The organism is Nocardia sp. NPDC059177, from assembly GCF_042755165.1.
Classification (GTDB): Bacteria; Actinomycetota; Actinomycetes; order Mycobacteriales; family Mycobacteriaceae; genus Nocardia.
In genome coordinates this window covers 220,637-244,064 of the sequence record NZ_JBHZBX010000006.1, presented here as the reverse complement: position 1 = coordinate 244,064, position 23,428 = coordinate 220,637, and the positions used below count along the sequence as shown (strand labels likewise).

At 68.8% G+C, this 23,428-nt stretch carries 26 protein-coding genes; 17 read left to right on the top strand and 9 right to left on the bottom strand.

Annotated features, from left to right (window positions below; translation table 11 throughout):
• The first annotated feature begins 126 nt into the window (after positions 1–126).
• The 8 genes from ACFXK0_RS10500 to ACFXK0_RS10465 all read left to right on the top strand — a co-directional run bounded on the left by ACFXK0_RS10500 (position 127) and on the right by ACFXK0_RS10465 (position 7,074).
• The gene (locus ACFXK0_RS10500) at positions 127–921 is read left to right on the top strand and encodes a helix-turn-helix transcriptional regulator (RefSeq protein WP_379409827.1); all 795 of its coding nucleotides are present in this window, start codon (positions 127–129) and stop codon (positions 919–921) included.
• Positions 918–2,354 carry a Fe-S cluster assembly protein SufB gene (gene sufB / locus ACFXK0_RS10495; RefSeq protein WP_379409773.1) on the top strand — a complete coding sequence of 479 codons (1,437 nt, stop codon included), beginning with the start codon at positions 918–920 and terminating at the stop codon, positions 2,352–2,354. The genes ACFXK0_RS10500 and sufB overlap by 4 nt, the downstream gene beginning before the upstream one ends.
• A complete protein-coding gene (gene sufD, locus ACFXK0_RS10490) occupies positions 2,354–3,532 on the top strand; it encodes a Fe-S cluster assembly protein SufD (RefSeq protein WP_379409772.1) in 1,179 nt (392 codons plus the stop codon). Before sufB ends, sufD begins: the two co-directional genes overlap by 1 nt.
• Positions 3,533–3,566: 34 nt before the next feature.
• Entirely contained in the window at positions 3,567–4,334 is a 768-nt protein-coding gene (gene sufC / locus ACFXK0_RS10485; RefSeq protein ID WP_379409771.1) for a Fe-S cluster assembly ATPase SufC, read from the top strand.
• Between the two features lie 5 nt (positions 4,335–4,339).
• Complete coding sequence (locus tag ACFXK0_RS10480; protein WP_379409769.1) at positions 4,340–5,620, top strand: cysteine desulfurase; 1,281 nt, start codon at positions 4,340–4,342, stop codon at positions 5,618–5,620.
• A gap of 22 nt (positions 5,621–5,642) precedes the next feature.
• The gene (gene sufU, locus ACFXK0_RS10475) at positions 5,643–6,119 is read left to right on the top strand and encodes a Fe-S cluster assembly sulfur transfer protein SufU (protein ID WP_379409768.1); all 477 of its coding nucleotides are present in this window, start codon (positions 5,643–5,645) and stop codon (positions 6,117–6,119) included.
• Positions 6,119–6,511, top strand: a complete 393-nt coding sequence (locus ACFXK0_RS10470) for a metal-sulfur cluster assembly factor (protein ID WP_379409767.1) — start codon at positions 6,119–6,121, stop codon at positions 6,509–6,511. Before sufU ends, ACFXK0_RS10470 begins: the two co-directional genes overlap by 1 nt.
• A 134-nt stretch (positions 6,512–6,645) precedes the next feature.
• Complete coding sequence (locus ACFXK0_RS10465; RefSeq protein ID WP_379409766.1) at positions 6,646–7,074, top strand: DUF4189 domain-containing protein; 429 nt, start codon at positions 6,646–6,648, stop codon at positions 7,072–7,074.
• Positions 7,075–7,124: 50 nt separating this feature from the next.
• Here the strand turns inward: ACFXK0_RS10465 and ACFXK0_RS10460 are convergent, their stop codons facing one another.
• Positions 7,125–7,760, bottom strand: coding sequence for a TetR/AcrR family transcriptional regulator (locus ACFXK0_RS10460; protein WP_379409765.1), 636 nt, complete (start codon positions 7,758–7,760; stop codon positions 7,125–7,127).
• Positions 7,761–7,918: 158 nt separating this feature from the next.
• Between ACFXK0_RS10460 and ACFXK0_RS10455 the strand changes: the two genes are divergently transcribed.
• Together ACFXK0_RS10455 and ACFXK0_RS10450 are read left to right on the top strand one after the other, a co-directional pair.
• Entirely contained in the window at positions 7,919–9,217 is a 1,299-nt protein-coding gene (locus ACFXK0_RS10455) for a PucR family transcriptional regulator (RefSeq protein WP_379409763.1), read from the top strand.
• A 34-nt stretch (positions 9,218–9,251) separates the two neighbouring features.
• Positions 9,252–10,298, top strand: coding sequence for an alpha/beta hydrolase (locus ACFXK0_RS10450; RefSeq protein ID WP_379409762.1), 1,047 nt, complete (start codon positions 9,252–9,254; stop codon positions 10,296–10,298).
• On the opposite strand, the gene ACFXK0_RS10445 is transcribed toward ACFXK0_RS10450, so the two are convergent.
• Positions 10,295–10,504, bottom strand: a complete 210-nt coding sequence (locus ACFXK0_RS10445; RefSeq protein ID WP_379409760.1) for a hypothetical protein — start codon at positions 10,502–10,504, stop codon at positions 10,295–10,297. The genes ACFXK0_RS10450 and ACFXK0_RS10445 overlap by 4 nt on opposite strands.
• A gap of 156 nt (positions 10,505–10,660) precedes the next feature.
• On the opposite strand from ACFXK0_RS10445, the gene ACFXK0_RS10440 reads away from it, so the two are divergent.
• Both ACFXK0_RS10440 and ACFXK0_RS10435 read left to right on the top strand, forming a co-directional pair.
• Entirely contained in the window at positions 10,661–11,212 is a 552-nt protein-coding gene (locus ACFXK0_RS10440) for an NADAR family protein (protein ID WP_379409759.1), read from the top strand.
• A 259-nt stretch (positions 11,213–11,471) separates the two neighbouring features.
• Positions 11,472–11,942, top strand: coding sequence for a DUF4189 domain-containing protein (locus tag ACFXK0_RS10435; protein WP_379409757.1), 471 nt, complete (start codon positions 11,472–11,474; stop codon positions 11,940–11,942).
• 53 nt (positions 11,943–11,995) lie between these two features.
• On the opposite strand, the gene ACFXK0_RS10430 is transcribed toward ACFXK0_RS10435, so the two are convergent.
• Both ACFXK0_RS10430 and ACFXK0_RS10425 read right to left on the bottom strand, forming a co-directional pair.
• Positions 11,996–12,547: a GNAT family N-acetyltransferase gene (locus ACFXK0_RS10430; protein ID WP_379409756.1), complete on the bottom strand. Its 552-nt coding sequence runs from the start codon at positions 12,545–12,547 to the stop codon at positions 11,996–11,998.
• A gap of 19 nt (positions 12,548–12,566) precedes the next feature.
• Complete coding sequence (locus ACFXK0_RS10425; protein ID WP_379409755.1) at positions 12,567–13,481, bottom strand: Ku protein; 915 nt, start codon at positions 13,479–13,481, stop codon at positions 12,567–12,569.
• 86 nt (positions 13,482–13,567) lie between these two features.
• Here ACFXK0_RS10425 and ACFXK0_RS10420 point away from each other — a divergent pair, with 86 nt between their 5' ends.
• Together ACFXK0_RS10420 and ACFXK0_RS10415 are read left to right on the top strand one after the other, a co-directional pair.
• Positions 13,568–14,641, top strand: a complete 1,074-nt coding sequence (locus ACFXK0_RS10420) for a lycopene cyclase family protein (RefSeq protein ID WP_379409754.1) — start codon at positions 13,568–13,570, stop codon at positions 14,639–14,641.
• 150 nt (positions 14,642–14,791) lie between these two features.
• Entirely contained in the window at positions 14,792–17,146 is a 2,355-nt protein-coding gene (locus tag ACFXK0_RS10415) for an MMPL family transporter (protein WP_379409753.1), read from the top strand.
• A 75-nt stretch (positions 17,147–17,221) separates the two neighbouring features.
• Here the strand turns inward: ACFXK0_RS10415 and ACFXK0_RS10410 are convergent, their stop codons facing one another.
• Positions 17,222–17,986 carry an SDR family oxidoreductase gene (locus tag ACFXK0_RS10410; protein ID WP_379409752.1) on the bottom strand — a complete coding sequence of 255 codons (765 nt, stop codon included), beginning with the start codon at positions 17,984–17,986 and terminating at the stop codon, positions 17,222–17,224.
• 148 nt (positions 17,987–18,134) lie between these two features.
• Between ACFXK0_RS10410 and ACFXK0_RS10405 the strand changes: the two genes are divergently transcribed.
• Positions 18,135–19,766, top strand: a complete 1,632-nt coding sequence (locus ACFXK0_RS10405) for an ABC-F family ATP-binding cassette domain-containing protein (protein WP_379409751.1) — start codon at positions 18,135–18,137, stop codon at positions 19,764–19,766.
• 137 nt (positions 19,767–19,903) lie between these two features.
• A complete protein-coding gene (locus ACFXK0_RS10400; protein ID WP_379409750.1) occupies positions 19,904–20,170 on the top strand; it encodes a helix-turn-helix domain-containing protein in 267 nt (88 codons plus the stop codon).
• Positions 20,171–20,178: 8 nt separating this feature from the next.
• Here ACFXK0_RS10400 and ACFXK0_RS10395 read toward each other — a convergent pair whose 3' ends face one another.
• From ACFXK0_RS10395 to ACFXK0_RS10380, 4 genes are all read right to left on the bottom strand, one after another.
• Complete coding sequence (locus ACFXK0_RS10395) at positions 20,179–21,138, bottom strand: MvdC/MvdD family ATP grasp protein (protein WP_379409749.1); 960 nt, start codon at positions 21,136–21,138, stop codon at positions 20,179–20,181.
• A gap of 13 nt (positions 21,139–21,151) precedes the next feature.
• The gene (locus ACFXK0_RS10390) at positions 21,152–21,571 is read right to left on the bottom strand and encodes a hypothetical protein (RefSeq protein WP_379409747.1); all 420 of its coding nucleotides are present in this window, start codon (positions 21,569–21,571) and stop codon (positions 21,152–21,154) included.
• Between the two features lie 286 nt (positions 21,572–21,857).
• Positions 21,858–22,277, bottom strand: a complete 420-nt coding sequence (locus ACFXK0_RS10385; RefSeq protein WP_379409746.1) for an acyl-CoA thioesterase — start codon at positions 22,275–22,277, stop codon at positions 21,858–21,860.
• Positions 22,278–22,366: 89 nt separating this feature from the next.
• The gene (locus ACFXK0_RS10380) at positions 22,367–22,861 is read right to left on the bottom strand and encodes a cupin domain-containing protein (protein WP_379409745.1); all 495 of its coding nucleotides are present in this window, start codon (positions 22,859–22,861) and stop codon (positions 22,367–22,369) included.
• Between the two features lie 66 nt (positions 22,862–22,927).
• Here ACFXK0_RS10380 and ACFXK0_RS10375 point away from each other — a divergent pair, with 66 nt between their 5' ends.
• The gene (locus ACFXK0_RS10375) at positions 22,928–23,422 is read left to right on the top strand and encodes a MarR family winged helix-turn-helix transcriptional regulator (protein WP_379409743.1); all 495 of its coding nucleotides are present in this window, start codon (positions 22,928–22,930) and stop codon (positions 23,420–23,422) included.
• Positions 23,423–23,428: the final 6 nt, after the last annotated feature.

The window sequence follows — 23,428 nt, the reverse complement described above, 5'->3', positions numbered from 1 at the left end:
GCACCTGGGGTTTTGCTGGGGGTGTGGGTGGGGTGGGGGTCTTCGCTGCAGGTCAGGGCGGGCTTTGTCAGGGGACCCTTATTAGATTTAGGGAAGTAATTCCGCCACACTGGTGTTGTGAAAACCGTGGGTTTGCGGGCAGGCGAGGACGGGACCGGTCGTAAGACGACCGGCGCTCGGTCGTCGGCGCTACCCGCGGCAACCGGGCACGAAGGGCAGACCAGGGCGGCCATCGTCCAGTTGCTGCTCGAAGAGGGGCCGATCACCGCGACGGCGATCGGTACCGCGCTCGGGCTCGCGCCCGCCGGCGTGCGCAGGCACCTCGACGCGCTCATCGACGCTGGTCAGGCCCGCGCGGGCCGGTCGGCGCCCTGGCAGCAGAAGGGGCGCGGGCGACCGGCCAAGCAATACCAGCTGACCGCCGCCGGGCGCGGCAACCTCGGCCACGCCTACGACGATCTGGCCGGGGCGGCGATCCGTCAGCTCGGCGAGATCGGCGGTGACGCGGCGATCGCCGCGTTCGCGCGCAAGCGGGTCAGAGTGATCGTCGACGGCATCGAACCGGTCGCCGAACATACCGCGCCCCAGATCGAGGCCAAGGTGTCCGAGATCGCCGAAGCCTTCGCCGAGGCCGGCTTCGCCGCCACCACCCGCCAGGTCGGCGCCGGGGTGCAGATCTGCCAGCATCACTGCCCGGTGGCCCACGTGGCCGAGGAATTCCCGCAGCTGTGCGACGCCGAACTGGACGCGTTCCGGGACCTGCTCGGCACCCACGTACAGCGACTTGCGACGATCGCCAACGGCGATTGCGCGTGCACCACCCATGTGCCGTTGGTCGCGGTGCAGAAAACAGCTTCCACCCCATCCGTTGCACAGCCCGCAGCGGGACGAACGAACGACTCCGGAAGGAGTGCCGAATGACGACTGCCGCCGATCAGGTGCAACCGCTCACCCAGGACGAAACCATCGCCTCGCTGGGCACGTACGGTTACGGCTGGGCCGACTCGGACGAGGCCGGTGCCAGCGCGCAACGTGGCCTGTCGGAAGCTGTCGTGCGCGACATCTCGGCCAAGAAGAGCGAGCCGGAGTGGATGCTCGACATCCGCCTCAAGGCCCTGCGCATCTTCGATCGCAAGCCCATGCCGAACTGGGGTTCCAACCTCGACGGCATCGACTTCGACAACATCAAGTACTTCGTGCGCTCCTCGGAGAAGCAGGCCGAGAGCTGGGAAGACCTGCCCGAGGACATCAAGAACACCTACGACAAGCTGGGCATCCCCGAGGCGGAGAAGCAGCGCCTGGTCTCCGGTGTCGCCGCGCAGTACGAGTCCGAGGTCGTCTACCACTCCATCCGCGAGGACCTGGAGGCCCAGGGCGTCATCTTCCTCGACACCGACACGGCGTTGAAGGAGCACCCGGAGATCTTCCAGCAGTACTTCGGCTCGGTGATCCCCGCCGGTGACAACAAGTTCTCCGCGCTCAACACCGCCGTCTGGTCGGGTGGCTCGTTCATCTACGTGCCGCCGGGCGTGCACGTCGACATTCCGCTGCAGGCCTACTTCCGGATCAACACCGAGAACATGGGCCAGTTCGAGCGGACGCTGATCATCGTCGACGAGGACGCCTACGTCCACTACGTCGAGGGTTGCACCGCCCCGATCTACAAGTCCGACTCGCTGCACTCCGCGGTCGTCGAGATCATCGTGAAGAAGGGCGGCCGCTGCCGCTACACGACCATCCAGAACTGGTCCAACAACGTCTACAACCTGGTCACCAAGCGGGCCAAGGCCGAGGCGGGCGCCACCATGGAGTGGGTCGACGGCAACATCGGCTCCAAGGTCACCATGAAGTACCCGGCGGTCTGGATGACCGGTGAGCACGCCCACGGCGAGGTGCTCTCGGTCGCGTTCGCCGGCGTCGGCCAGCATCAGGACACCGGTGCCAAGATGCTGCACCTGGCCCCGCACACCTCCTCGACCATCGTGTCGAAGTCGGTGGCCCGCGGCGGTGGTCGCGCGTCCTACCGCGGCCTGGTCCAGATCAACAAGGGTGCCCACGGCTCGAAGTCGACCGTGAAGTGTGACGCGCTGCTGGTCGACACGATCAGCCGCTCCGACACCTACCCCTACGTCGACATCCGCGAGGACGACGTGACGATGGGCCACGAGGCGACCGTCTCCAAGGTCTCCGAGGATCAGCTGTTCTACCTGATGAGCCGCGGCCTGACCGAGGACGAGGCGATGGCGATGGTGGTGCGCGGCTTCGTCGAGCCCATCGCCAAGGAACTGCCGATGGAATACGCGTTGGAACTGAACCGGCTCATCGAGCTGCAGATGGAAGGGGCCGTTGGCTGATGTCGTCGCTCGAGACGCCGACCCAGAACCCGGGCGCGGGCGCCGCCGTCAACAAGGGCGAGGTCTTCACCTCGTTCGATGTCGACCAGTTCGAGGTCCCGTCGGGCCGTGACGAGGCGTGGCGGTTCACCCCGCTGCGCCGGCTGCGCGGCCTGCACGACGGCTCCGCCGTGCGTGACGGTCAGGCCACGGTCGAGGTGACCCCGGTCGAGGGCGTCACCGTCGAAACCGTGGACCGCGCCGACGCGCGCCTCGGCCAGGCCGGTACCCCCGCCGATCGTGTCGCCGCCCAGGCCTACTCGGGCTTCGAGTCGGCGACCATCGTGTCGATCGGCGCGGAAACCGAAGTGGCCGAGCCGGTCACCGTGACCGTCACCGGTCCGGGCGAGGGCAAGACCGCCTACGGTCACCTGCAGATCCGCCTCGGCAACTTCGCCGTCGCCACCGTGGTCCTGGACCAGCGCGGCAGCGGAACCTACGCCGAGAACGTCGAATTCGTGCTGGGTGACAGCGCCAAGCTGACCGTCGTCGCCGTCCAGGAATGGGCCGACGACGCGGTGCACACCACCGCGCATCACCTGATGCTGGGCCGCGACGCGAGCCTGCGCCACTTCGCCGCCACCCTCGGCGGCGACCTGGTCCGCCTCACCGGCACCGTGCGCTACGCCGGTCCCGGCGGCGAGGCAGAGCTGTTCGGCCTGTACTTCGCCGACGCGGGCCAGCACTTCGAGCAGCGCCTGCTGGTCGACCACTCCGAGCCCAACTGCAAGTCCAACGTGCTGTACAAGGGCGCGCTGCAGGGTGACCCGGCCTCGCCCAAGGGCGATGCCCGCACCGTGTGGGTCGGCGACGTGCTGATCCGCGCGGCCGCCGAGGGCACCGACACCTACGAGGCCAACCGCAACCTGGTGCTCACCGACGGCGCGCGCGCCGACTCGGTGCCGAACCTGGAGATCGAGACCGGCGAGATCGCCGGCGCCGGACACGCCAGCGCCACCGGCCGTTTCGACGACGAGCAGCTGTTCTACCTGCGTGCTCGCGGCATTCCGGAAGACGTCGCCCGCCGCCTGGTGGTGCGCGGCTTCTTCCACGAGATCATCCAGAAGATCGCGGTCCCCGAGGTCCGGGAGCGGCTGGAGGCGGCCATCGAGGCCGAGCTCGCCACTGTCGGCATCTGACACCACTTACTCCCCACGAAGGAACTCGAATTCGATGACCACCTTGGAAATCAAGGACCTGCACGCCGAGATCACCACCCCCGAGGGTGAGGCCAAGAAGATCCTCAACGGTGTGAACCTGACCGTGCGCTCCGGCGAGACCCACGCCATCATGGGCCCCAACGGCTCGGGCAAGTCGACGCTGTCCTACGTGATCGCCGGCCACCCGAAGTACACCGTCACCCAGGGCACCATCACCCTCGACGGTGAGGACGTGCTGGAGATGTCGGTCGACGAGCGCGCTCGCGCCGGCCTGTTCCTGGCCATGCAGTACCCGGTCGAGGTCCCCGGCGTCTCGATGTCGAACTTCCTGCGGACCGCCGCCACCGCCGTGCGCGGCGAGGCGCCCAAGCTGCGCACCTGGGTCAAGGAGGTGAAGGAGTCGATGGCCGAACTCGACATCGACGCGGCCTTCGCCGACCGCAGCGTGAACGAGGGCTTCTCCGGCGGCGAGAAGAAGCGCCACGAGGTCCTGCAGCTGGGCCTGCTCAAGCCGAAGATCGCGATCCTCGACGAGACCGACTCGGGCCTCGACGTCGACGCGCTGCGCATCGTCTCCGAAGGCGTCAACCGCTACAAGGAACGCGAGAACGGTGGCGTGCTCCTGATCACGCACTACACCCGCATCCTGCGCTACATCCAGCCCGACTTCGTGCACGTGTTCGTCAACGGCAAGATCGTCGCCGAGGGCGGCTCCGAGCTGGCCGAGGAACTCGACGCGAACGGCTACGTGCGCTTCACCTCCGCGACCGCTGGAGCCTGACAGCCATGACCGCCGTGTCCATCTCGGGTCCCGCCCTCGACGTCGCCCGGATCCGGGCCGACTTCCCGATCCTGAACCGCACGGTCCGGGACGGGAAACCGTTGGTGTACCTGGATTCCGGTGCGACCGCGCAGCGTCCGCTGCAGGTGCTCGACGCCGAGCGCGACTTCCTGCTCACCCGCAACTCGGCGGTGCACCGCGGTGCGCACCAGCTGGCGGAGGAGGCGACCGACTCCTACGAGGAGGCGCGGGTCGCCATCGCGCGCTTCGTCGGTGCCGAGGCCGGGGAGATCGTGTTCACCAAGAACGCGACCGAGTCGCTGAACCTGGTGGCCAACGCCTTCAGTGACGAGCGATTCCCTTACAAGGTCGGCCCGGGTGACGAGATCGTCATCACCGAGCTCGAGCACCACGCGAATCTTGTTCCGTGGCAGGAACTCTCGCGTCGGACCGGCGCGACCCTCACCTGGTACGGCATGACCGACGACGGCCGGATCGATCTGGATTCGCTCGAGCTGTCGCCGGCGACCAAGGTCGTCGCGTTCACCCACCAGTCGAACGTGACGGGCGCGGTCGCCCCGGTGGCCGAACTGGTCCGCCGGGCCAAGGAAGTCGGTGCGCTCGTCGTGCTCGACGCCTGCCAGTCGGTGCCGCACATGGCGGTGAACTTCCGTGAACTCGGCGTGGACTTCGCCGCGTTCTCCGGTCACAAGATGTTCGGCCCGATGGGTGTCGGCGGATTGTACGGCCGTCGCGCGCTGCTCGAGGAGACCCCGCCCTACATCACCGGCGGGTCGATGATCGAGACCGTCACCATGGAGCAGACCACCTACGCGCCGCCGCCGCAGCGCTTCGAGGCGGGCACGCCGATGACCTCGCAGGTCGTCGGGCTGGCCGCCGCGGTCCGCTACCTCGAAGACCTCGGCATGGACGCCATCGGCGCCCACGAGCACGCGCTCACCGGCGCCGCGCTCGACGGCCTGCGCGGGATCGACGGCGTGCGGATCATCGGGCCGACCGAGAACGTGGACCGCGGTGGCGCGGTGGCATTCGTGGTCGACGGCATCCACGCCCACGACGTGGGCCAGATCCTCGACGACCAGGGTGTCGCCATCCGGGTCGGGCACCACTGCGCCTGGCCGCTGCACCGCAAGTTCGGCGTCGCGGCCACCGCGCGGGCGTCGTTCGCCGCGTACAACACCCTCGACGAGGTCGACGCGCTGGTCAAAGCCGTGCGGAAGGCTCAGAGCTTCTTCGGCGTGAGCGCAGCGAGGGCCGATGATTAGACACCGTGGAGTTGCATAGACCATGCGCATGGAGCAGATGTACCAGGAAGTGATCCTGGACCACTACAAACACCCGCATCACCGCGGGCTGCGGGAACCGTTCGGTGCCGAAGTGCACCACGTGAACCCGACCTGCGGTGACGAGGTGACCCTGCGGGTGAACATCGACGGCGCCGGCGAGATCGCCGACGTCTCCTACGACGGCCAGGGCTGCTCGATCAGCCAGGCCGCCACCTCGATCCTCACCGATCAGGTGATCGGGCTGCCGGTGCAGCAGGCACTGAAGGTGGTCGACTCCTACAGCGAGATGATCTCCAGCCGCGGCACGATCGAGGGCGACGAGGACATGATCGGCGACGGCATCGCACTCGCGGGCGTCGCCAAATACCCGGCGCGCGTGAAGTGCGCACTGCTGGGGTGGATGGCGTTCAAGGACGCCGTCGTGCAGATCGCCTCGGCCGACGATGCCAAGCCTGCCATGGGAAATGGGGAAGCGTGATGAGTGAGACACCGGCCCTGGAAGCCACCGAAGCCACCGAAACCGCCGCTCCCGAGGTGGAGCTGACACCCGAGCAGGTCGAGCACCTCGAGAATCTCGAGGAGGCCATGCGCGACGTGGTCGACCCCGAGCTCGGCATCAATGTCGTCGATCTCGGCCTGGTCTACGGCATGTCCGTCGACGACGAGAACATCTGCACCCTCGACATGACGCTCACCTCGGCGGCCTGTCCGCTGACCGACGTCATCGAGGACCAGTCCCGCAACGCGCTGGTGCGCAGTGGCCTGGTCGAAGACCTGAAGATCAACTGGGTCTGGATGCCCCCGTGGGGCCCGGACAAGATCACCGACGACGGCCGCGAACAACTGCGCGCCCTCGGCTTCACGGTCTAGCCGATACCGACGACACGAGGCCCGGATCCCGGTGGATCCGGGCCTCGCGCTGTCGGTTTGGCCGGATTCGTCCGATCCGTCAAGATCTTCATGGCTCCGATTCTCCGGAGCCGATGTCAGAGGAGAGCTTTCGGATGAGTTACAAGGGAAAGGCCGGGCTGGCCGCCCTGCTGCTCGGCGTCGTGACGAGCACCGTGTTCGGTGCCGGTTCGGCGAACGCGGCCGGTGACCAGTGGGCATCGATCGCGGTGAGCGACAACGAGCCGTTCTACGGCATCAGCGTCAACGTGGGCAGTGTGGAGGAGGCCGAGAGCATCGCGATCGCCGACTGTCACGTGGCCGACTGCCGCGCGGTGCTGACCTGGGCCAACGGCTGCGGCGTTCTGGTCGAGAGCAACGACGCGCTGGCCTGGGCCTCGGGTCCGACCAGGGCCGACGCCGAGCGCGAGGCCTACGCGACCCTGGCGGAGTGGACCCCGACCGCCATGCTGGCCAACACCGGCTCGGCGAACCTCAGCGGTGCGCACGTCGTCGACGCGATCTGCACCTCGAACGCGGCCTGACCAGCACCTGAGCGACAGGCCCGGATCCGGCCAGGATCCGGGCCTGTCGGCTATTCCGCGGCGGCATCGGCCGCGGCCACCGAGGTGATCCAGGCACCGATCATGTCGGCGGTGGAATCGATGACGACCTCGCGGTCGAGCCCCTCGTCCTCCATGCCGACCGAACGCAGCGCGGTGGCGAATCCGGCGTTGAGCAGGATGAAGGCCATGGTGTCGATGTCGACGTCGCGGGTCGGCCCGATCAGCTGGATCAGATACAGCTTGATGATCATGCGCAGCCGCGGTTCGAATTCGGGGATACCGCTGCCGTAGAACTGCAGGTCGGCGACGAGCGCGCGCACCAACGGCCCGTTGGCGACCAGGATTTCGACCGCGATCCGGATCACCTCGGCGACGGCATCGCGCGGCGTCTTGTCCGCCGAACTCAGCAGCAGGCGGCTGTAGCGCTCCTCGACCTGCAGGAACATGCTGTCGGTGAGCTCCTTGACGATCTCGTCCCGATCAGAGAAATACCGGTACAGCGTGCCGATGCTGATCCCGGCCTCGGCGGCGATCTTGTTGGTCGAGGTGTTACCGATACCGCGAGTCCCGAAAAGCTGAGCGGATGTGTCGAGAATGTGAACTCGCGTCTCCTTGGCCCGATCCTGTTTCGGGCGTTTGCGCTGCTTGTCGGCTTGCGGTGGCATTTTTAGACCTTTGTACAAAGAGGAGTAGAAGGTGAGCAGTTACTCACCCTAGAGTCATGATCACGAAGGAACCGGAGTGTATGCCATCACATCGGCACCCGCTACGGCAGAGAACCACCACCGGTGGCACCGGTTCGGTGTGGAAGGAGAAGTCGACGATGACGATCCCACTGGACGGAGCCACGTTGTGGCAGCCGCTGCGTGATGTCCGCACGCTGACGCCCCGGCTCGTCGGCCACTTCGTCGACACCGTGGCGACCTGCCGGACGCTGCCCGGCGACGCCATCTCCGGCGAGGTCACCACGATCACCCGGATGTGCCTCGAACTGGTCAGCGGCATGCTCGACGGCAACACCGAGGACGACAAGCTGGGCCGGCTCGCGACCGCCGCGGCCGGGTGGGCGCGCGAGGGCGTGCCGATCGACACCATCCTGCACGCCTTCCACGAGGGTTTCCAGCTCGCCTTCGACGCGGTGTTCGAGCAGATCGGCGAGGCCGACCGGACCAGTCTGATCGACGGATTCCGCCGGGTGACAGCGATTTCCGACCAGTTGTGTACCACCGTGACCCGCGCCTACATTCGCGAGCATCGCGATATCGCCGGCGAGCACCACACCGCCGTGCACACGCTCACCTCCGCGCTGCTGGCCGGTCAGCCGACCATGACGATGGCGCGCGAATGCGGTATCCCCGTCGCCGAGGCGTATTCGGTACTGGCCCTGGCGATCCGGCAGCATCCCGACGAGCACGACCCGCGGCTCAACGGCGCCGTGGTGGCCCGGCGCAAGCTGCGCCGGGTGCAGGCCGCGCTGGCCCATCGCTGCGGTGACCGGGCGCTGTCGCTGCTGTCGGTGGACGGTGGGACCGTGCTGATCCCGGCCGATATGGTGCCCGAGGCGCAACTCGACGCGCTGGTGGAGGTGCTGTCGCGGGCGGCGCGAGTGGACGTGATGGCGGCGCTGGTACCCGCCGCGAGTACCGAGGAGATCCCCGCCGCCGCGCAACGCGCGCACGAGGTGCTCGACATGGTGGAGCGGCTCGACTGCGCGCCGGCGCTGTACCGCTTCGGTGACCTGGCACTGGAATACCAGCTCACCCGGCCGGGGCCGGGCCGCGCGCGGCTCGGTGAACTGCTGGCGCCGCTGGCGAATCATCCAGAGCTCTACGAGACGCTGCGGGTGCACATCGCCAACAACATGAACCGGCAGCGCACCGCCCGGCTGCTGCACATCCACACCAATACCGTCGACTACCGGCTGCGCCGGGTCTCGCAGCTGACCGGACTCGACCCGACACACGCCTCGGGACTGTGGCAGTTGCGTTCGGCGATGATCGCGCGCAGTTTTCACGCCGGGCCGTCCGCCACTGTTGTGGCCGATCCCAGCGGCGCGGTGTCCGCGCGGTCGAATGCCCAGATCTGCCCGGCACCGGGTCTCGGCGGCGCGCGGTCTGCGTAGGTTCGGCGCCGTCGGGACGTGCGGGAGGGCGAGGATGCTGGGTTCGATGGTGCGGCGGGCGCTGTTCGCTGTGCTCCTCGCCGTCGCCGGGTTGCCCGCCGTCGCGGGGGCGCAGGCGCCGGACACGGTGGCCGCGCGGGCGCTGGCGGCGGCGGTGGCGGCACCGGACGGATCACACGCGATCGGTGCCACGGCCACCGGTCCGGGCCGGGTGATCGACCTGACCGTGTACTCGACGGCGATGGGCCGCCCGATCACCGTGGCCGTGCTGCCCGCCGCCGATCCCGGCGCGCCGGCGGGTGCGCTCTACCTGCTCAACGGGGTCGACGGCGGGGCCGGCACCGCGGACTGGCGGACCGGCGGCAACTGGTTCACCCGCACCGACGTGCTCGAATTCCTCGACGGCGCACAGGCGACCGTGGTGATGCCGATCGGCGGGGGCGGCACCTTCTACGCCGACTGGCAGGCCGAGGACCCGGTGCTGGGCAAGCAGCGCTGGCTCACCTTCCTGACCGTGGAACTGCCGCCGATCATCGACACGGCCTTCCACGGCACCGGCCGCGATGCCGTCGCCGGCGTGTCGATGGCGAGTTCGGCGGTGTTCCGGATGGCGCAGGAGGCGCCGCGGCGATTCGGGCTGGTCGGGTCGTTCAGCGGCTGCGTGCGGACCAGTGATCCGGCGGGCCAGGCGATGGTGTCGGCGATAGTCACCGCGCGGCAAGGGAATCCGGTCAACCTCTGGGGCGCGCCCGGTGATCCCGGCTGGGCGGCCAACGATCCGTACCTGCACGCCGACCGATTGCGCGGGGTGCGGGTATACGTGAGCACCGGCAACGGACTACCCGGCCCCCTGGGCCCCGGCATCGGCGGCGACCCGATGAAGCTGGCCGATCAGCTCCTGATCGGCGGCGTCCTCGACGGCATCACCGGCCAGTGCACCCGTCTCCTGCGCGACCGCCTGGCCGCCCTGTCCATCCCCGCGACCTTCGACCTGCGCCCCGCGGGCACCCACTCCTGGGGTTACTGGCAGCAGGACCTGCACGCCTTCTGGGATCAGGCCGCCCCGATCCTGACCGGCTAGAGCAATTCGACCTCGCCGAAATCCACGGTGAACTGATGCCGCCGCTCCTGCAGCACCCCACCCTCGCGATGGGTCACGCCTTCCCGGAAGTCGATGCGCAAGGTGCTGTTGCGGGTGTCGACCGCCCGCACCACCGCACAGACCCCACTGAACGGCCCTGCCGGAAAATACACGACATCGCCCGGCCCGAACTCGGTGTTCCCCATTCCGCCACCCTATGCTCTCGGCGCTCCCACCGCCGATCGGGCAGCGACCACCCGCCTGCCGGCACCACCGAACATCAGTGCGCTGGTGGGTATTTCCGGATGCGTCAGGCGCCCTGGCTGATGTATAGTCTAGCAGACCAAAACGTGGGAGGGGTTGTGACGATCGAATTCGTCGAACAGCTGTGCCGGGCGATCGAGGACGGTGCGGCGCCGAAGTATCTGCCCTTCTGGGGGCACACCCCGCGGCCCGGCGGTGCGCTCGGGGCGAGTTGCCTGAGTCAGTGGTGGCCTGCGGCTTTCACGGTCGACGGGATCGAATTCGCGACCGCCGAGCATTACATGATGTGGCGCAAGGCCGTGCTGTTCGACGATGCGGTGACCGCCGGCCGAATTCTCGCGGTGCCGCATCCGAGCCAGGCGAAGAAGCTCGGACGGCAGATCCGCGCCTTCGACGACGCGGTGTGGCAGGGCGCCCGGTTCGAGATCGTCGTCGCCGGGAGTATCGCCAAATTCGGGAGCGACGAGGCGCTGCGGCGGTATCTGGTCGGGACCGGGAAGCGGGTACTCGTCGAAGCCAGTCCGGTGGACCGGATCTGGGGGATCGGGCTGGCGGTCGATGATCCACGGGCAACGGATCCGGCCCAGTGGAAGGGACTCAACCTGCTGGGGTTCGCGTTGATGCGCGCCAGGGACGCGCTGGCGGGCTAGTTACTGGGTAGCCGTGTGGAAGGGCCGTGTCGAGACCACGATTCGGTGGGCGGAACTTGTCGGTGCGAGTTGTTAATCTGTGGCGGACGAACGGTTCGGGAGGAACGGACGTCGAAAAGTACAGTCGCCGCGGCGATTCGGGAAAGCTATTTCCCCACGTGGCCGGTGGCGGTTCATGATTGGTCCGGCTTCGACTACGAAGCCGATATTTCGATGGGGAGATCCTCTGATGTCTGTTGTGGGCAAATATGCCCTTGGTGTGGCAGCGCTGTCCGCGGTCGCCGCGTTCACGGTGGTCACCGCCGGTCCGGCGGCCGCGGCCGAGAGCGGCGTGGCCATCGCCGAAGCGCCCGGCTACACCGCGGTCTCGCGCGACGGTGGCTTCCAGGCCGCCGCCGGTGACCTCTACGGCGCGCTGGCGCTGTCCTCGCAGGAAGCCGTGGTCGCCTCGGCGGTCAACTACGGCAGCTGGGAAGCCGCCCGCGGCGCCGCCCTGGCCGAATGCGGCGTGTGGGACTGCCAGATCGTCGTCGAGTTCCGCAATGCCTGTGGCGCGGTGGCGCAGGGCGCCGACTACCGCTTCGGCTGGGCCTGGGATCACACCCTGGCCGCCGCCGAGCGCGCCGCCGTGGATGTCCTCGGTATCAGCGCCCCGCCGTTCCCGGACCCGGGTTCGGCCTCGCCGCGCGCGGCGAGCGTCATCCTGTCCGCCTGCACGGCGAACATCTGACGCAGCACACGGAAACAGGGCACGCGCCGCATCGGTGCGTGCCCTGTTTCATCTCAGCGCCGCGGGTGCTCCACCGCGAGTCTGCCGCGCCGGGCCAGATCCCGGCGGGTGGTCGCCGGCATCGGTGGCAGCGTGGGGTCGGCGTCCTCGACGGGATGGGCGGGATTCGCGCGCACCAGCAGCGTGACCGTCGCCGCGGGCGCGAAGCCGCTGCTGGTCATCAGGGCCGCCGAGGCGCTGTTGCGGTCCTCCACATCGGTGACGATGTGCTTGGCGCCCGCGGTGAACAGCGCGGTCGAGCACGCCTCGACCAGCCGTCGCGCGATGCCGTGACCCTGCATGTCCGGCGCGACCGCGATCCACTCGAGATAGCCCCAGTCGTCGCGGTGCTCGAATTCCATCGACCCGAGCACGAATCCCACCACGCGATCGGAGTCCAGGGCGACCCAGCAGGCATTGTCGGGACTGTCGAGGTGCTCGGCGACGGCCGTCAGCGACCACGACGTGTACGGCTTGGTGGTGGTGTCGAAGACCTGATGACCGAGATCGAGGACTTGACGCAGGTGTCCCAATCCCATCGCAACGACAGCGATCGCGGTGTCCATGAGCGCCAGTGTGCCCTACCTACGCGCCTTTTCGTGTCGCCGTCGACTTGCGCGGCGCGGCTTTCTTGGCAGGCGCCTTTTTCGCGGCCTTCTTCGTAGCTTTCTTCGTGGCTTTCTTCGGCGCCGGCGCGGCTGATTCGCTGTCGCGGCGGCCGCTGGCTTCCAGACTCCGTTGCAGGGCAGCGACCAGGTCGACGACTTCGGCGTCGGGTTGTTCGGCGGTTTCGGTGGCCGCGGCGGTGTCGACCTTGCCCGAGCCGCTGGCTATGGCCTCGTCCAGAAGTTTCTGCAGTTCGATCTGATATTCGTCGGTGTATTCGGACGGATCGAAATCACCGGACATGGATTCGACGAGCGTCTCGGCCATCTTCAATTCCTGTGGGCGCGGCGCGGGGGCCTCGTCGAGGGCGGGGAAATCGACCGCGCGCACCTCGTCGGGCCACAGCAGGGTCTGCAGCACCAGCACACCGTCGCGCACGCGCAGCGCGGCCAGCCGGGTCTTCTGCCGCAGGGTGAAGTGCACCAGCGCGGTCTTGTCGATCCGTTCGAGGGTCGCCGCCAGCAATTGATAGGCCTTGGGCGTCGTGGAATCGGGCTCGAGATAGTAGCTCTTGTCGAACAGGACGGGATCGATCTGATCGGAGGGCACGAACTCCAGGACCGGGATCTCGTGTTTCTCCGCCGCGGGCAGGGTCGCGAAATCGGCGTCGGTGAGCACGACCTGTTCGCCGTCGGGGGAGACATAGGCCTTGTCGATATCGGCGTACTGCACGGAATTGCCGCACACCTGGCAGACACGGTCGTATTTGATCCGGCCGCCGTCTTTCGCGTGGACCTGATGGAACCGGATATCGTGGTCCTCGGTCGCGGTATAGACCTTGACCGGGACATTGACCAGCCCGAATGCGATCGAGCCCTTCCAGATCGATCTCATGGTCCCCATCATTGCCGAGACTGCCCGCCGGGGCGAGCGAGCGGCACCGAAACGGTGCGGGGCCGTGACGTGATCGAATCGTGGGTATGGACGCCGACGTGATCATCTGCGGGCTCGGACCCGCGGGCCGGGCGGTGGCGCACCGTGCGCTGACCGCGGGGCAGTCGGTGACCGTGATCGACCCGCATCCCGACCGGATCTGGACGCCCACCTACGCCGCATGGGCCGACGAACTGCCCGGCTGGCTCGATCCCGGTGTGGTTGCCGCGACCGTCGCTGAACCCGTGGCCTGGGCGGTGCGCGAGCACCGGATCGCGCGCGCCTACCAGGTGCTCGACACCGTCGCGTTGCAACGATCGCTGACCCTGGACGGTGCCAGGATCGTCGCCGACCGGGTCGTCGCGGTGGGCGACGGAGTGGTCGGTACCGCGTCCGGGCTGCGCTGCACCGGACGGGTGATCGATGCCCGCGGCCTGGCCCGCGCGCCGGAACGCGCCGAGCAGACCGCCTACGGGGTGGTCGTCGACCGTGCCGTCCTCGACCCCGGCCAGCCCACACTGTTCATGGACTGGCGTCTCGACAACGGCGCGGGCCCGGACGCGCCGCCGTCGTTCCTCTACGCCGTCCCGCTGAGCGCGGACACGATGCTGTTCGAGGAGACCTGCCTGGCCGGTCGCCCCGCACTGACCCCCGAGGTGTTGCGCACCCGGCTGGAACACCGCCTGCGCGCCAGGGGGATCGCGCTCAACGGCAGCGAGACCGTCGAGCGGGTGCGGTTCCCGGTGCAGGGCGGCAAGCCAGGACACGGGCGCTTCGGGTCCGCGGGTGGGCTGACCCACCCCGCCACCGGCTACAGCGTCGCCGCCGCGCTCGCCGCCGCCGACACCGTCGTGGCGGGGCAGACTCTGTGGACCGCACAGGCCAGAGCCGTCTATACGCTGCGGCGAGCCGGGTTGCGCGCCCTGCTCGCCCTGCCGCCGCGTGATGTCGCGGTGTTCTTAGACGCGTTCTTCGGCCTGCCCGCCGACCGGCAGCGCGCCTACCTGTCCGGCCACGATCTGCCCGGCACGGTGACCGCTATGCGGACCCTGTTCGCGGCGGTGCCGCCACGGCTGCGCCGCCGGGTCGTCACCGCGGTCCTCGGGCTAACTGGTCGGTAGCCCAGCTCGTGCCGGTGCGGCTGTCCTGACCGGCCGCGTGAACGCCACGGAGTTGCTACCATCTGCGGGCGAACACGCCGTCCCGGCAACAGGATCGGATCATCCGAGGTGCGTGCCGCGACAGCGTGTGACGAGTGAGGAGACGATCCGGTGTTCGAATTCACCGAGCGGCGCAGCCGCTGGGTGCTCGGCGTATTCGCGGTGCTCGCACTGGTGCTCGGCGCACTCAGTGCCACCCTGTTCGACCGGGTGGACGGCGGTGGTTACACCGACCCCGGCAGTGAGTCGAGCCGGGCACTGAGCGTCCTGCGGGAAGAATTCGGGCAGGGTTCGCCCAACCTGGTGCTGCTGGTGGAGACCGAGTCCTCGGTCGAGGATCCCGAAACCGTCACCGCGGCACTGGCGCTGGTCGCCAATCTGCAGGAACGCGCCGGTGTCGCCGAGGTGGTGTCCTACTGGACCACCCACCAGCCGGCGCTGCGCAGCGTCGACGGCAAGCAGGGCCTGATCGTGGCCAGCGTGCTCGGCACCGAACGCGAGATCGACGACACCGTCACCGCGGTCATCGATCACCTCAGCCGGCTCGACGGGCCACTGGAGGTCAGGGCGGGCGGCTTCTCGGTGCTCATGCACGAGACCGTGCTGCAGAGCAAGACCGACATCGCCCGCGGCGAGGCGATCGCCTTCCCGCTCACCATGATCGCGCTGCTGTTCGTGTTCGGCGGTCTGGTCGCCGCGAGTCTGCCGCTGCTGGTCGCCGTCGTCACCGTGGTGGCGACGATGGGCGCGCTGTGGTTGCTGACCCTGTTCATGCCGCTGTCGGTCACCGCGACCAATGTGGCCACGCTGCTCGGGCTCGGGCTCGCGATCGACTACAGCCTGCTGATCGTCAACCGGTTCCGCGACGAACTCGCCGAGGGCCGCGGCCCGGTCGGCGCCGTGGCGGTCACCATGCGCACCGCGGGCCGCACCGTCGCGTTCTCGGCGCTGACCGTCGCGGTCGCGCTGGCCGGTCTGCTGTTCTTCCCGCTGCTGGCGATCCGGTCGATGGGCTACGCGGGCATCGCGGTCGCCGCACTGGCCGCGCTGGTGGCACTGACCGTGCTGCCCGCGGCGCTGCTGCTGCTCGGCACCCGGATCGACAAGGGCCAGCTCGGCTGGTGGTTCCTGCGGGCGCCGCGGCCCGCCCCCGGCGAGGGCGCCTGGCACAAGCTGGCCACCGCGGTGATGCGCAAGCCGCTGCCGATCGGGCTGGCGGTGGCCGCGTTCCTGCTGCTGCTCGGCGCGCCGTTCCTCGGGGTGAAACTGGGCTTCCCGGACGAGCGGATCCTGCCCGAGTCGATGAACTCCCGGCAGGTCACCGAGATCATCCAGCGCGATTTCGGCGAGAGCGACCAGAACACCCTCGTCGCCGTGCTGCCCGACAGCGCCTACAGCGCCGCCGGTCTGGACGCCATCGCGCGCGAGATCTCCGATCTCGACACCGTGCGCCGGGTCGACACCGCCACCGGCAGCTACGCCCAGGGCGGCCTGCTGGCCGAACCGACCGCGGCCAACGCGCGCTTCCGCGCCGAACGCGCCGCCTACCTGTCGATCGTGCCCGCCACCACCGACACCCACGCGCTCGGCGAGCTGGTCGAGCAGGTGCGCGCGGTGGACGTGCCGAGCGACCTGCTGGTCGGCGGCGTGGCCGCGGCCAATGTCGACTCCCTCGGCGCCATCGAGGACGCGCTGCCGTGGGCGCTGGGCTTCGTCGTGCTGCTCATGCTGATCGTGCTGTTCCTGCTGACCGGCAGCGTGGTGCTGCCGGTGCTGGCGGTGATCCTCAGCGCGCTCAGTCTCACCGCGACCTTCGGCGCGCTGGTCTGGATCTTCCAGGACGGGCACCTGTCCGGGTTGCTCGGCTTCACCGTCACCGGTGATCTGTCCGCCACGGTCCCGGTGATGCTGTTCGCCGCCGCCTTCGGCCTGGCGATGGACTACCAGGTGTTCCTGCTCTCCCGCATCCGCGAGGAGTACGACCGCACCGGCAAGAACGAGACCGCCGTCGCGCTCGGCCTGGAACGGATCGGCCGCATCGTCACCGCCGCGGCCGTCCTCATCTCGCTGGTGTTCCTCGGCTTCCTGGCCTCCGACATCACCTTCATGAAGGCCTTCGGCATCGGCCTGCCGCTCGCGGTGATCGTCGACGCCACCCTGGTACGTGGCTTCCTGCTGCCCGCCGCGATGAAACTGCTCGGCGACGCCAACTGGTACGCCCCGGAATTCCTGCGCCGCCTGCACGATCGCTTCGGCCTCGACGAGGGCGGGCGCACGCCGCGCCAGGACGTGCCGGTGCGCGATCCGCTCGGGGTGACCGGCAGGCCCGGCGCCGAGGAGATCGTGGTGGTGGACCCGCTGGCGCGCGCCGAGGAGGCCCGGGCCGAAGCCGCCCGTGCCGAGGAGAACGCCCGCACCGACGCCGAGCTCACCCCGGCCGCGGGTAGCCGGGAGACCACGGACTGAACTCACCGGGTGTGTGCCCGGCCGACGGTGGGCGGCGGCGACCGGTGCCGCCCACCGCTGTCCCTTGTCTCCGGGTCAGATGCCGCCGGTGGCGAGCAGGCCGCCGTCGACGCGCACGCAGTCGCCGGTGATCCAGGCCGCCTCGTCGGAGACCAGGAAGCCGATCAGGCGGGCCACGTCCTCGGGGGCACCCAGACGCTTGAGGGGGTACGCGTTGGCCGCGCGCTCCTCGTCGGCAGAGAACAGGGCGTCGGCGAACTTGGTCTTCACCACGCCCGGCGCCACCGCGTTGACGCGGATGTTCGGGCCCAGCTGCCAGGCCAGCTCCTCGGTCAGCCGGATCAGCGCCGACTTGGACGCGCCGTAGGCCGAGATCACGCCCGAGGAGCGGATGCCGGCCACGCTGGCCACATTCACCACCGCGCCGCCGTGCTCGGCCATCCACGCGCGATAGGCCTGCTGCACGTACCCCAGCGCCGCCACCACGTTGACGTCGAAGATCTTGCTGACCGCGCCGAGATCGGCGTCCATGAGCGAGCCGTAGACCGGGTTGATGCCGGTGTTGTTGACGAGGATGTCCAGCGAGCCGAACTCGGCGACGGCGCGGGCGACGGCCTCGGCGCGCGCGTCCGCGTCACCCGCGTTACCGGCCAGCGTGCTCACCTGGCCCTTGTGCCCGAGCGCGCGCAGCTCGACGGCCGCGTCCTCGAGCGGTTCCGGCTTACGGGCGGTGATCAGCACATTCGCGCCACGGCGCAGCAGTTCGGCGGCGGTGGCCAGGCCGATGCCGCGGCTGGCGCCGGTGACGAGGGCGGTACGTCCCAGGAGATCGGTAGTCATGCGACGAGAGTAACCACGCTCACACCGCGCGGCGCCGGGTTCGGTCCTGTCGCGACCCGGCGGTAAAATGAGTGGTTCTTGCCGCGGACCACGGTGCACGATGGGGTCGGCGCGGCCACCACCGTTTTCCGACACGAGGAGAAGCTCTGTGATCACGGCGACCGACCTGGAGGTCCGGGCCGGAGTCCGCACCCTGCTCTCGGCCCCCGGGCCGGCGTTGCGGGTGCAGTCCGGCGACCGGATCGGATTGGTCGGCCGCAACGGTGCGGGCAAGACCACTACGCTGCGCATCCTGGCCGGTGAGGGCGAGCCCTACGCGGGCAAGATCACCCGCTCCACCGAGATCGGCTATCTCCCGCAGGACCCGAAGGAAGGCGATCTCGATGTGATCGCCCGCGACCGGGTGCTCTCCGCGCGCGGCCTGGACACGCTGATCCGGGACATGGAGAAGCAGCAGGCGCTGATGGCCGAGGTGGCCGACGACAAGGAACGCGAGAAGGCGATCCGCAAGTACGGCCGCCTCGAGGACCAGTTCTCCGCGCTGGGCGGGTACGTCGCCGAAAGCGAGGCCGCGCGGATCTGCAACAGCCTCGGCCTGCCCGACCGCGTGCTCGGCCAGCAGCTGCGCACCCTCTCCGGTGGTCAGCGCCGCCGCATCGAGCTCGCGCGCATCCTGTTCTCCGCCTCCGACGGCAGCGGCGGGCGCTCCGACCGCGTCCTGCTGCTCGACGAGCCGACCAACCACCTCGACGCCGACTCCATCACCTGGCTGCGCGGCTTCCTGCAGAACCACGACGGCGGCCTGATCGTGATCAGCCACGATGTCGAACTGCTCGAGGCCGTGGTCAACAAGGTGTGGTTCCTCGACGCGGTGCGCGGTGAACCCGATGTCTACAACATGGGCTGGAAGAAGTACCTCGACGCCCGCGCCACCGACGAGCAGCGCCGGGTGCGCGAGCGCGCCAATGCCGAGAAGAAGGCGAGCGCGCTGCGTCAGCAGGCCGCCAAGCTCGGCGCCAAGGCCACCAAAGCCGCTGCGGCACATCAGATGGTGCGTCGCGCCGAGCGTCTGATGGCCGAACTCGACGACGTGCGCGTGGCCGACAAGGTCGCCCGCATCCGCTTCCCCGAGCCGGCTCCGTGCAGCAAGACCCCGCTCATGGTCAGCAACCTGACCAAGCTCTATGGATCTCTGGAGATCTTCACCGGCGTCAATTTCGCCGTCGACAAGGGCAGTCGTGTGGTGGTGCTCGGCCTCAACGGCGCGGGCAAGACCACCATGCTCAAACTGCTGGCCGGTGTCGAGACGCCGACCTCCGGCGGTATCGAGCAGGGTCGCGGCCTCAAGGTCGGCTACTTCGCCCAGGAGCACGACACCCTCGACGACACCGCCACGGTGTGGGAGAACATCCGGCACGCCTCCCCGGACGCGGGTGAGCAGGAACTGCGCAGTCTGCTCGGCGCGTTCATGTTCACCGGCCCGCAGCTCGAACAGCCCGCGGGCACGCTGTCCGGCGGTGAGAAGACCCGCCTGGCGCTGGCCGGGCTGGTCTCCTCGGCGGCCAATGTGCTGCTGCTCGACGAGCCGACCAACAACCTCGACCCGATCTCGCGCGAGCAGGTGCTCGAGGCGCTGCGCACCTACGCGGGCGCCGTCGTGCTGGTGACGCACGACCCGGGCGCGGCCGAGGCGCTCAACCCCGAGCGCGTGATTCTGCTGCCCGACGGCACCGAAGATCATTGGTCCAAGGAGTACGCGGAGCTCATCGATCTCGCTTAGCACGGTGTGTCGGGGCGTGAAACGCTGTGTCGCGACGGAACTCGCGGTGATCGGGTGAGTTTCATCACTGTTTTCGTTGATCACCGGCAGTGGAGTGTCTAGCCTGGAATGAGCTGCTCGGCGACTCGGAGGAAGCCATGAGCGACAGTGCGAGACAGGCCGCAAGGTCGGCCAAGGGTAAAACCATCGGCAAGACGCTGGGAAAGGGCACCCGGGTGACGGGCAAGTCCCGTGACCGGCTGCAGTCCCAGTTGAAGAAGCAGTACGAGGCGGGAGCGAGCATCCGTTCCCTGGCCAGGTCCACCGGCCGCTCGTACGGCTTCATCCACAATGTGCTGGTCGAGTCACACGTCGAGTTGCGTGGGCGCGGCGGCGCCAACCGGCGCAAGAATCCGGCCGGCTGAGAGCGCGCTCACCACCCCGGCACGGCCCCGTCGCCGCGGACCAGCAGGTTCGCCAGGCTGGCGAACAACGGCAGCCCGGTCTTGATCTCCAGATACGCGAACTGCCCCTGCGGGTTCACCTCGAGGAAGTAGTACTCGCCGTCGGTGCCCAGGCGCAGATCGACCACGCCGAAGCTGAGCCCGAGCGCGCCCATGAGCGTCGCGAGGGACTTGCTGACCGAGGCGGGCAGACGGGCGTGCGCGAACGCGACCGAGGTGTCCAGCCGTGAGTCGACCCGCCCGACTCCGGCCTGGGAATCGATACGCACCGCCCACTCGATACCGTCGACCCAGACCACCCGCAGATCGCAGCTCGCTTCGACGTAGTCCTGGAAGGTCGTCGGTGTCGAGCGGATGGCGGTGAGCCGTTTCAGCTCGGGCGGGGTGATGATCCTGGTCTCGGAGAACTCACCACGCCCGGTCCCGGTGCGCTTGTACACCACGGGGCCGCACCGGGATTCGACGAAACTGCGGGCCTCGTCGGGATCGTTGGTGATCAGTGTCTCCGGGATGGTGAACCCGGCACGTTGCGCGGTCTCGAGCTGCACGATCTTGCGGGCGGCGGTGCGTTCGGCGGCCGGATCGTTGACCCAGTAGGCCGGGATCGACCACAGCATGCCCTGGAGGAACCCGTCGCACTCGGCCTGGCGGAACTCGTCGTCCTCGGCGCGCACGCCCTGGGGCACCTGGCACGGATGCGGCCTGCGCCACCACACCGCGCGCACGTCGTCGAGACCGTGCAGGTGCGACATCGCGCGGTTGGTGCCTGTCTTGTCGAGCCGGAAACTGCCTGTCTCGGTGGGGAAGTCGCGCAGATCCAGGCGGATCGGATCGAGCCGGTGCTGTTCGCGCAGGGTGGCGGCGAGCGCGTCGGCATGCAGGTCGTCGGTTTCGGAGACGATGAGCACGGCATCGGTCGCGCGTTCCATGGTCGGTGCCGCTTCAGTCGAGACTGTCGCAGTTGATGCCGTCACGGAAGGTGAACGTGGCGCCGGTGACCCCGCCCCGCTCGGCGATCCGCAGCCCGCTCGCCCAGCGGCGGGTGTCCTGGGTCAGCTGGTCGTCGCCGTGCGCCTCGGAGGGCTCGGTGGCCAGGGTGATCGGCCGGTCGACGAGTTCGACGCGCATGCGGCGGGTGAAATCGGCGGTGGCGCCGGGACGGATGTCGACGCGGACCTGCCGGGCGCCTGCCTCGGCGCGGTCCTCGATGAGGCGCAGGACATCCCGGCGATCGAAGGTCCAGGTGCCTGTCTCGACCCGGACGGAGATGTCGCGCTCGGACTCGGCCACCAGTAGTCCGCGCAGGGCGGGGCCCCGGTCCCGGGGCGACGCGGTAGCGGGGAGGTGGACGGCGTCGGTCATGGGTGTGCACTCCGATCTTGTCGTCTGCTCATCATTTGCCAGAACCCCCGAAGGTGCTTCGGATCATAGCGCGAACGTGACCGCCGCCGAGCCGGTTCGCCAGATTTCCGGGGCGCCGGGCAAACCGCAGAGCGGCGCGTGATCTCCTTGGGGGAACAGAATTTCGGACAACTCGGGTGGTGATCCGGCGATCACCACGGCAATTGGTCAGCAAACGAAAACGGCGACGGCGCGGCGGGGGTCACCGGGCAATTGCCGGTGGCGTCCCGCCGCGCCGTCGCGTGGGTCAGAGGCCGAGCAGTTCGGGGCGGTCGGCGAGGGCGCGGAAATGATCCGCCGGGGTCGGGTACAGCCTGCGCGTGGTCAGATCCATCGCGCCGGCGACCACGGTGATCTCCGCGGCGACGGTGCCGTCGAGCTTGACGATGCGGTGGTGGAACCGGAAGACCTTCTCGCCCTCGCGCCACTCCGCCGCGCAGCTCACGGTGACCTCGTCGCCGCCGCGCAGCTCGCGCTTGTACTTGATGGTCGATTCGAGCACCACCGCGCCGATGCCGCTGGCGATGAACTTGTCCTGCGCGATCCCCGCGGCGCGCATCAGCTCCCAGCGCGCGTGCTCACCGTACTGGTGGTAGACGGCGTGGTTGAGGTGTCCCTGGGTGTCGAGCTCATAGCCACGGACGAGGACCGGTACGGAAAACGTCATACGGTGTACAACCGGCGGATTCCGGGCGGATGTTCCCGATTCCGCTGCAATCTCGGCCACATCCGGCCGGGAACCGCATGACCGGGCGGTCAGCGGCGGTGCGCGGCGCGCTCGGCCCACCAGGCGGGCGCGTCGACGAAGTGGTTGTCGAATTCCTCCTGGGCGGCGACGAATTCGTCGTGCCCGGCCTCGCCGCGCAGCAGCCGGTCCAGCAGCCGGAAGTACTCGAAGCGCTGCACGCCGGGCATCAGCGCGATGAGGATGCGCGCGCCGCTGTCGGGCGTGGCGCCGAAGGCGTGCGGCATGTGCCGTGGCACGACCAGGGAGCCGCCCGCGCCGACGGTGAGGATCCGGTCGCCTGCCATGACCTGGAGTTCGCCGTCGGCGACGTAGAACAGCTCGTCGGAGCGGGTGTGGAAGTGCGGTGCCGCGCCGTCGGCGCCCTGGGCCATGGTGACCTCCAGGGTGCTGACCGAGCCGTCGCTGGCGTCGGCGTCGGTGAGCAGGCGCATCCGCACCGCGTCGGTGCCGAGGGTCTCGGCGTCCTCGGGCAGGCAGAGGGCGATGTCGCGGGCGTTCGTCATGGCCGATTCCATTCGTTGGTTGATAATTCGCTACCGAACTATATCGCGTCGAATAGAATCCTGTCCATGGATGAACCGGATGTCGTCGACGCGATCACCGCGCAGTGGCGGCGCGAACGCCCCGAACTCGAGCTGGAGGCGATGGCACTGTTCGGTCGGCTGGGTCGCTTGCTGAATCTGGCGACGGCCCGGATCGAATCGGTGTTCGCCGCACACGGATTGCAGCGCGGGGAGTTCGATGTGCTCGCGGCCCTGCGTCGTTCGGGTGCACCCTACGAACTCAACCCATCGGTGCTGGCCGCGACGCTGATGCTCTCGCGGGCCGGGATGACCGGCCGGATCGACCGGCTGGAATCGGCGGGGCTGGTCGAGCGGATCGCTGATCGCGCGGACCGGCGGGCCGTGCGGGTCGCTCTGACCGAGGCGGGCCGTGAACTGGTCGACACCGTGGTCGTCGCGCACACCGAGAACGAGACCGCGATGCTGTCGGTGCTCGATCCGGCCGATCGCGACGCCCTGGACCGCATCGCGCGAAATCTCTTGCGGGAGTGGGAGAGCTGAGCCCGA

Coding starts and splice junctions, on each gene's coding strand:
- sufB (WP_379409773.1), top strand. CDS start 918: ATGACGACTGCCGCCGATCAGGTGCAACCGCTCACCCAGGACGAAACC.
- sufD (WP_379409772.1), top strand. CDS start 2,354: ATGTCGTCGCTCGAGACGCCGACCCAGAACCCGGGCGCGGGCGCCGCC.
- sufC (WP_379409771.1), top strand. CDS start 3,567: ATGACCACCTTGGAAATCAAGGACCTGCACGCCGAGATCACCACCCCC.
- ACFXK0_RS10480 (WP_379409769.1), top strand. CDS start 4,340: ATGACCGCCGTGTCCATCTCGGGTCCCGCCCTCGACGTCGCCCGGATC.
- sufU (WP_379409768.1), top strand. CDS start 5,643: ATGCGCATGGAGCAGATGTACCAGGAAGTGATCCTGGACCACTACAAA.
- ACFXK0_RS10470 (WP_379409767.1), top strand. CDS start 6,119: ATGAGTGAGACACCGGCCCTGGAAGCCACCGAAGCCACCGAAACCGCC.
- ACFXK0_RS10465 (WP_379409766.1), top strand. CDS start 6,646: ATGAGTTACAAGGGAAAGGCCGGGCTGGCCGCCCTGCTGCTCGGCGTC.
- ACFXK0_RS10460 (WP_379409765.1), bottom strand. CDS start 7,760: ATGCCACCGCAAGCCGACAAGCAGCGCAAACGCCCGAAACAGGATCGG.
- ACFXK0_RS10455 (WP_379409763.1), top strand. CDS start 7,919: ATGACGATCCCACTGGACGGAGCCACGTTGTGGCAGCCGCTGCGTGAT.
- ACFXK0_RS10450 (WP_379409762.1), top strand. CDS start 9,252: ATGCTGGGTTCGATGGTGCGGCGGGCGCTGTTCGCTGTGCTCCTCGCC.
- ACFXK0_RS10445 (WP_379409760.1), bottom strand. CDS start 10,504: ATGGGGAACACCGAGTTCGGGCCGGGCGATGTCGTGTATTTTCCGGCA.
- ACFXK0_RS10430 (WP_379409756.1), bottom strand. CDS start 12,547: ATGGACACCGCGATCGCTGTCGTTGCGATGGGATTGGGACACCTGCGT.
- ACFXK0_RS10425 (WP_379409755.1), bottom strand. CDS start 13,481: ATGAGATCGATCTGGAAGGGCTCGATCGCATTCGGGCTGGTCAATGTC.
- ACFXK0_RS10420 (WP_379409754.1), top strand. CDS start 13,568: ATGGACGCCGACGTGATCATCTGCGGGCTCGGACCCGCGGGCCGGGCG.
- ACFXK0_RS10410 (WP_379409752.1), bottom strand. CDS start 17,986: ATGACTACCGATCTCCTGGGACGTACCGCCCTCGTCACCGGCGCCAGC.
- ACFXK0_RS10400 (WP_379409750.1), top strand. CDS start 19,904: ATGAGCGACAGTGCGAGACAGGCCGCAAGGTCGGCCAAGGGTAAAACC.
- ACFXK0_RS10395 (WP_379409749.1), bottom strand. CDS start 21,138: ATGGAACGCGCGACCGATGCCGTGCTCATCGTCTCCGAAACCGACGAC.
- ACFXK0_RS10390 (WP_379409747.1), bottom strand. CDS start 21,571: ATGACCGACGCCGTCCACCTCCCCGCTACCGCGTCGCCCCGGGACCGG.
- ACFXK0_RS10385 (WP_379409746.1), bottom strand. CDS start 22,277: ATGACGTTTTCCGTACCGGTCCTCGTCCGTGGCTATGAGCTCGACACC.
- ACFXK0_RS10380 (WP_379409745.1), bottom strand. CDS start 22,861: ATGACGAACGCCCGCGACATCGCCCTCTGCCTGCCCGAGGACGCCGAG.
- ACFXK0_RS10375 (WP_379409743.1), top strand. CDS start 22,928: ATGGATGAACCGGATGTCGTCGACGCGATCACCGCGCAGTGGCGGCGC.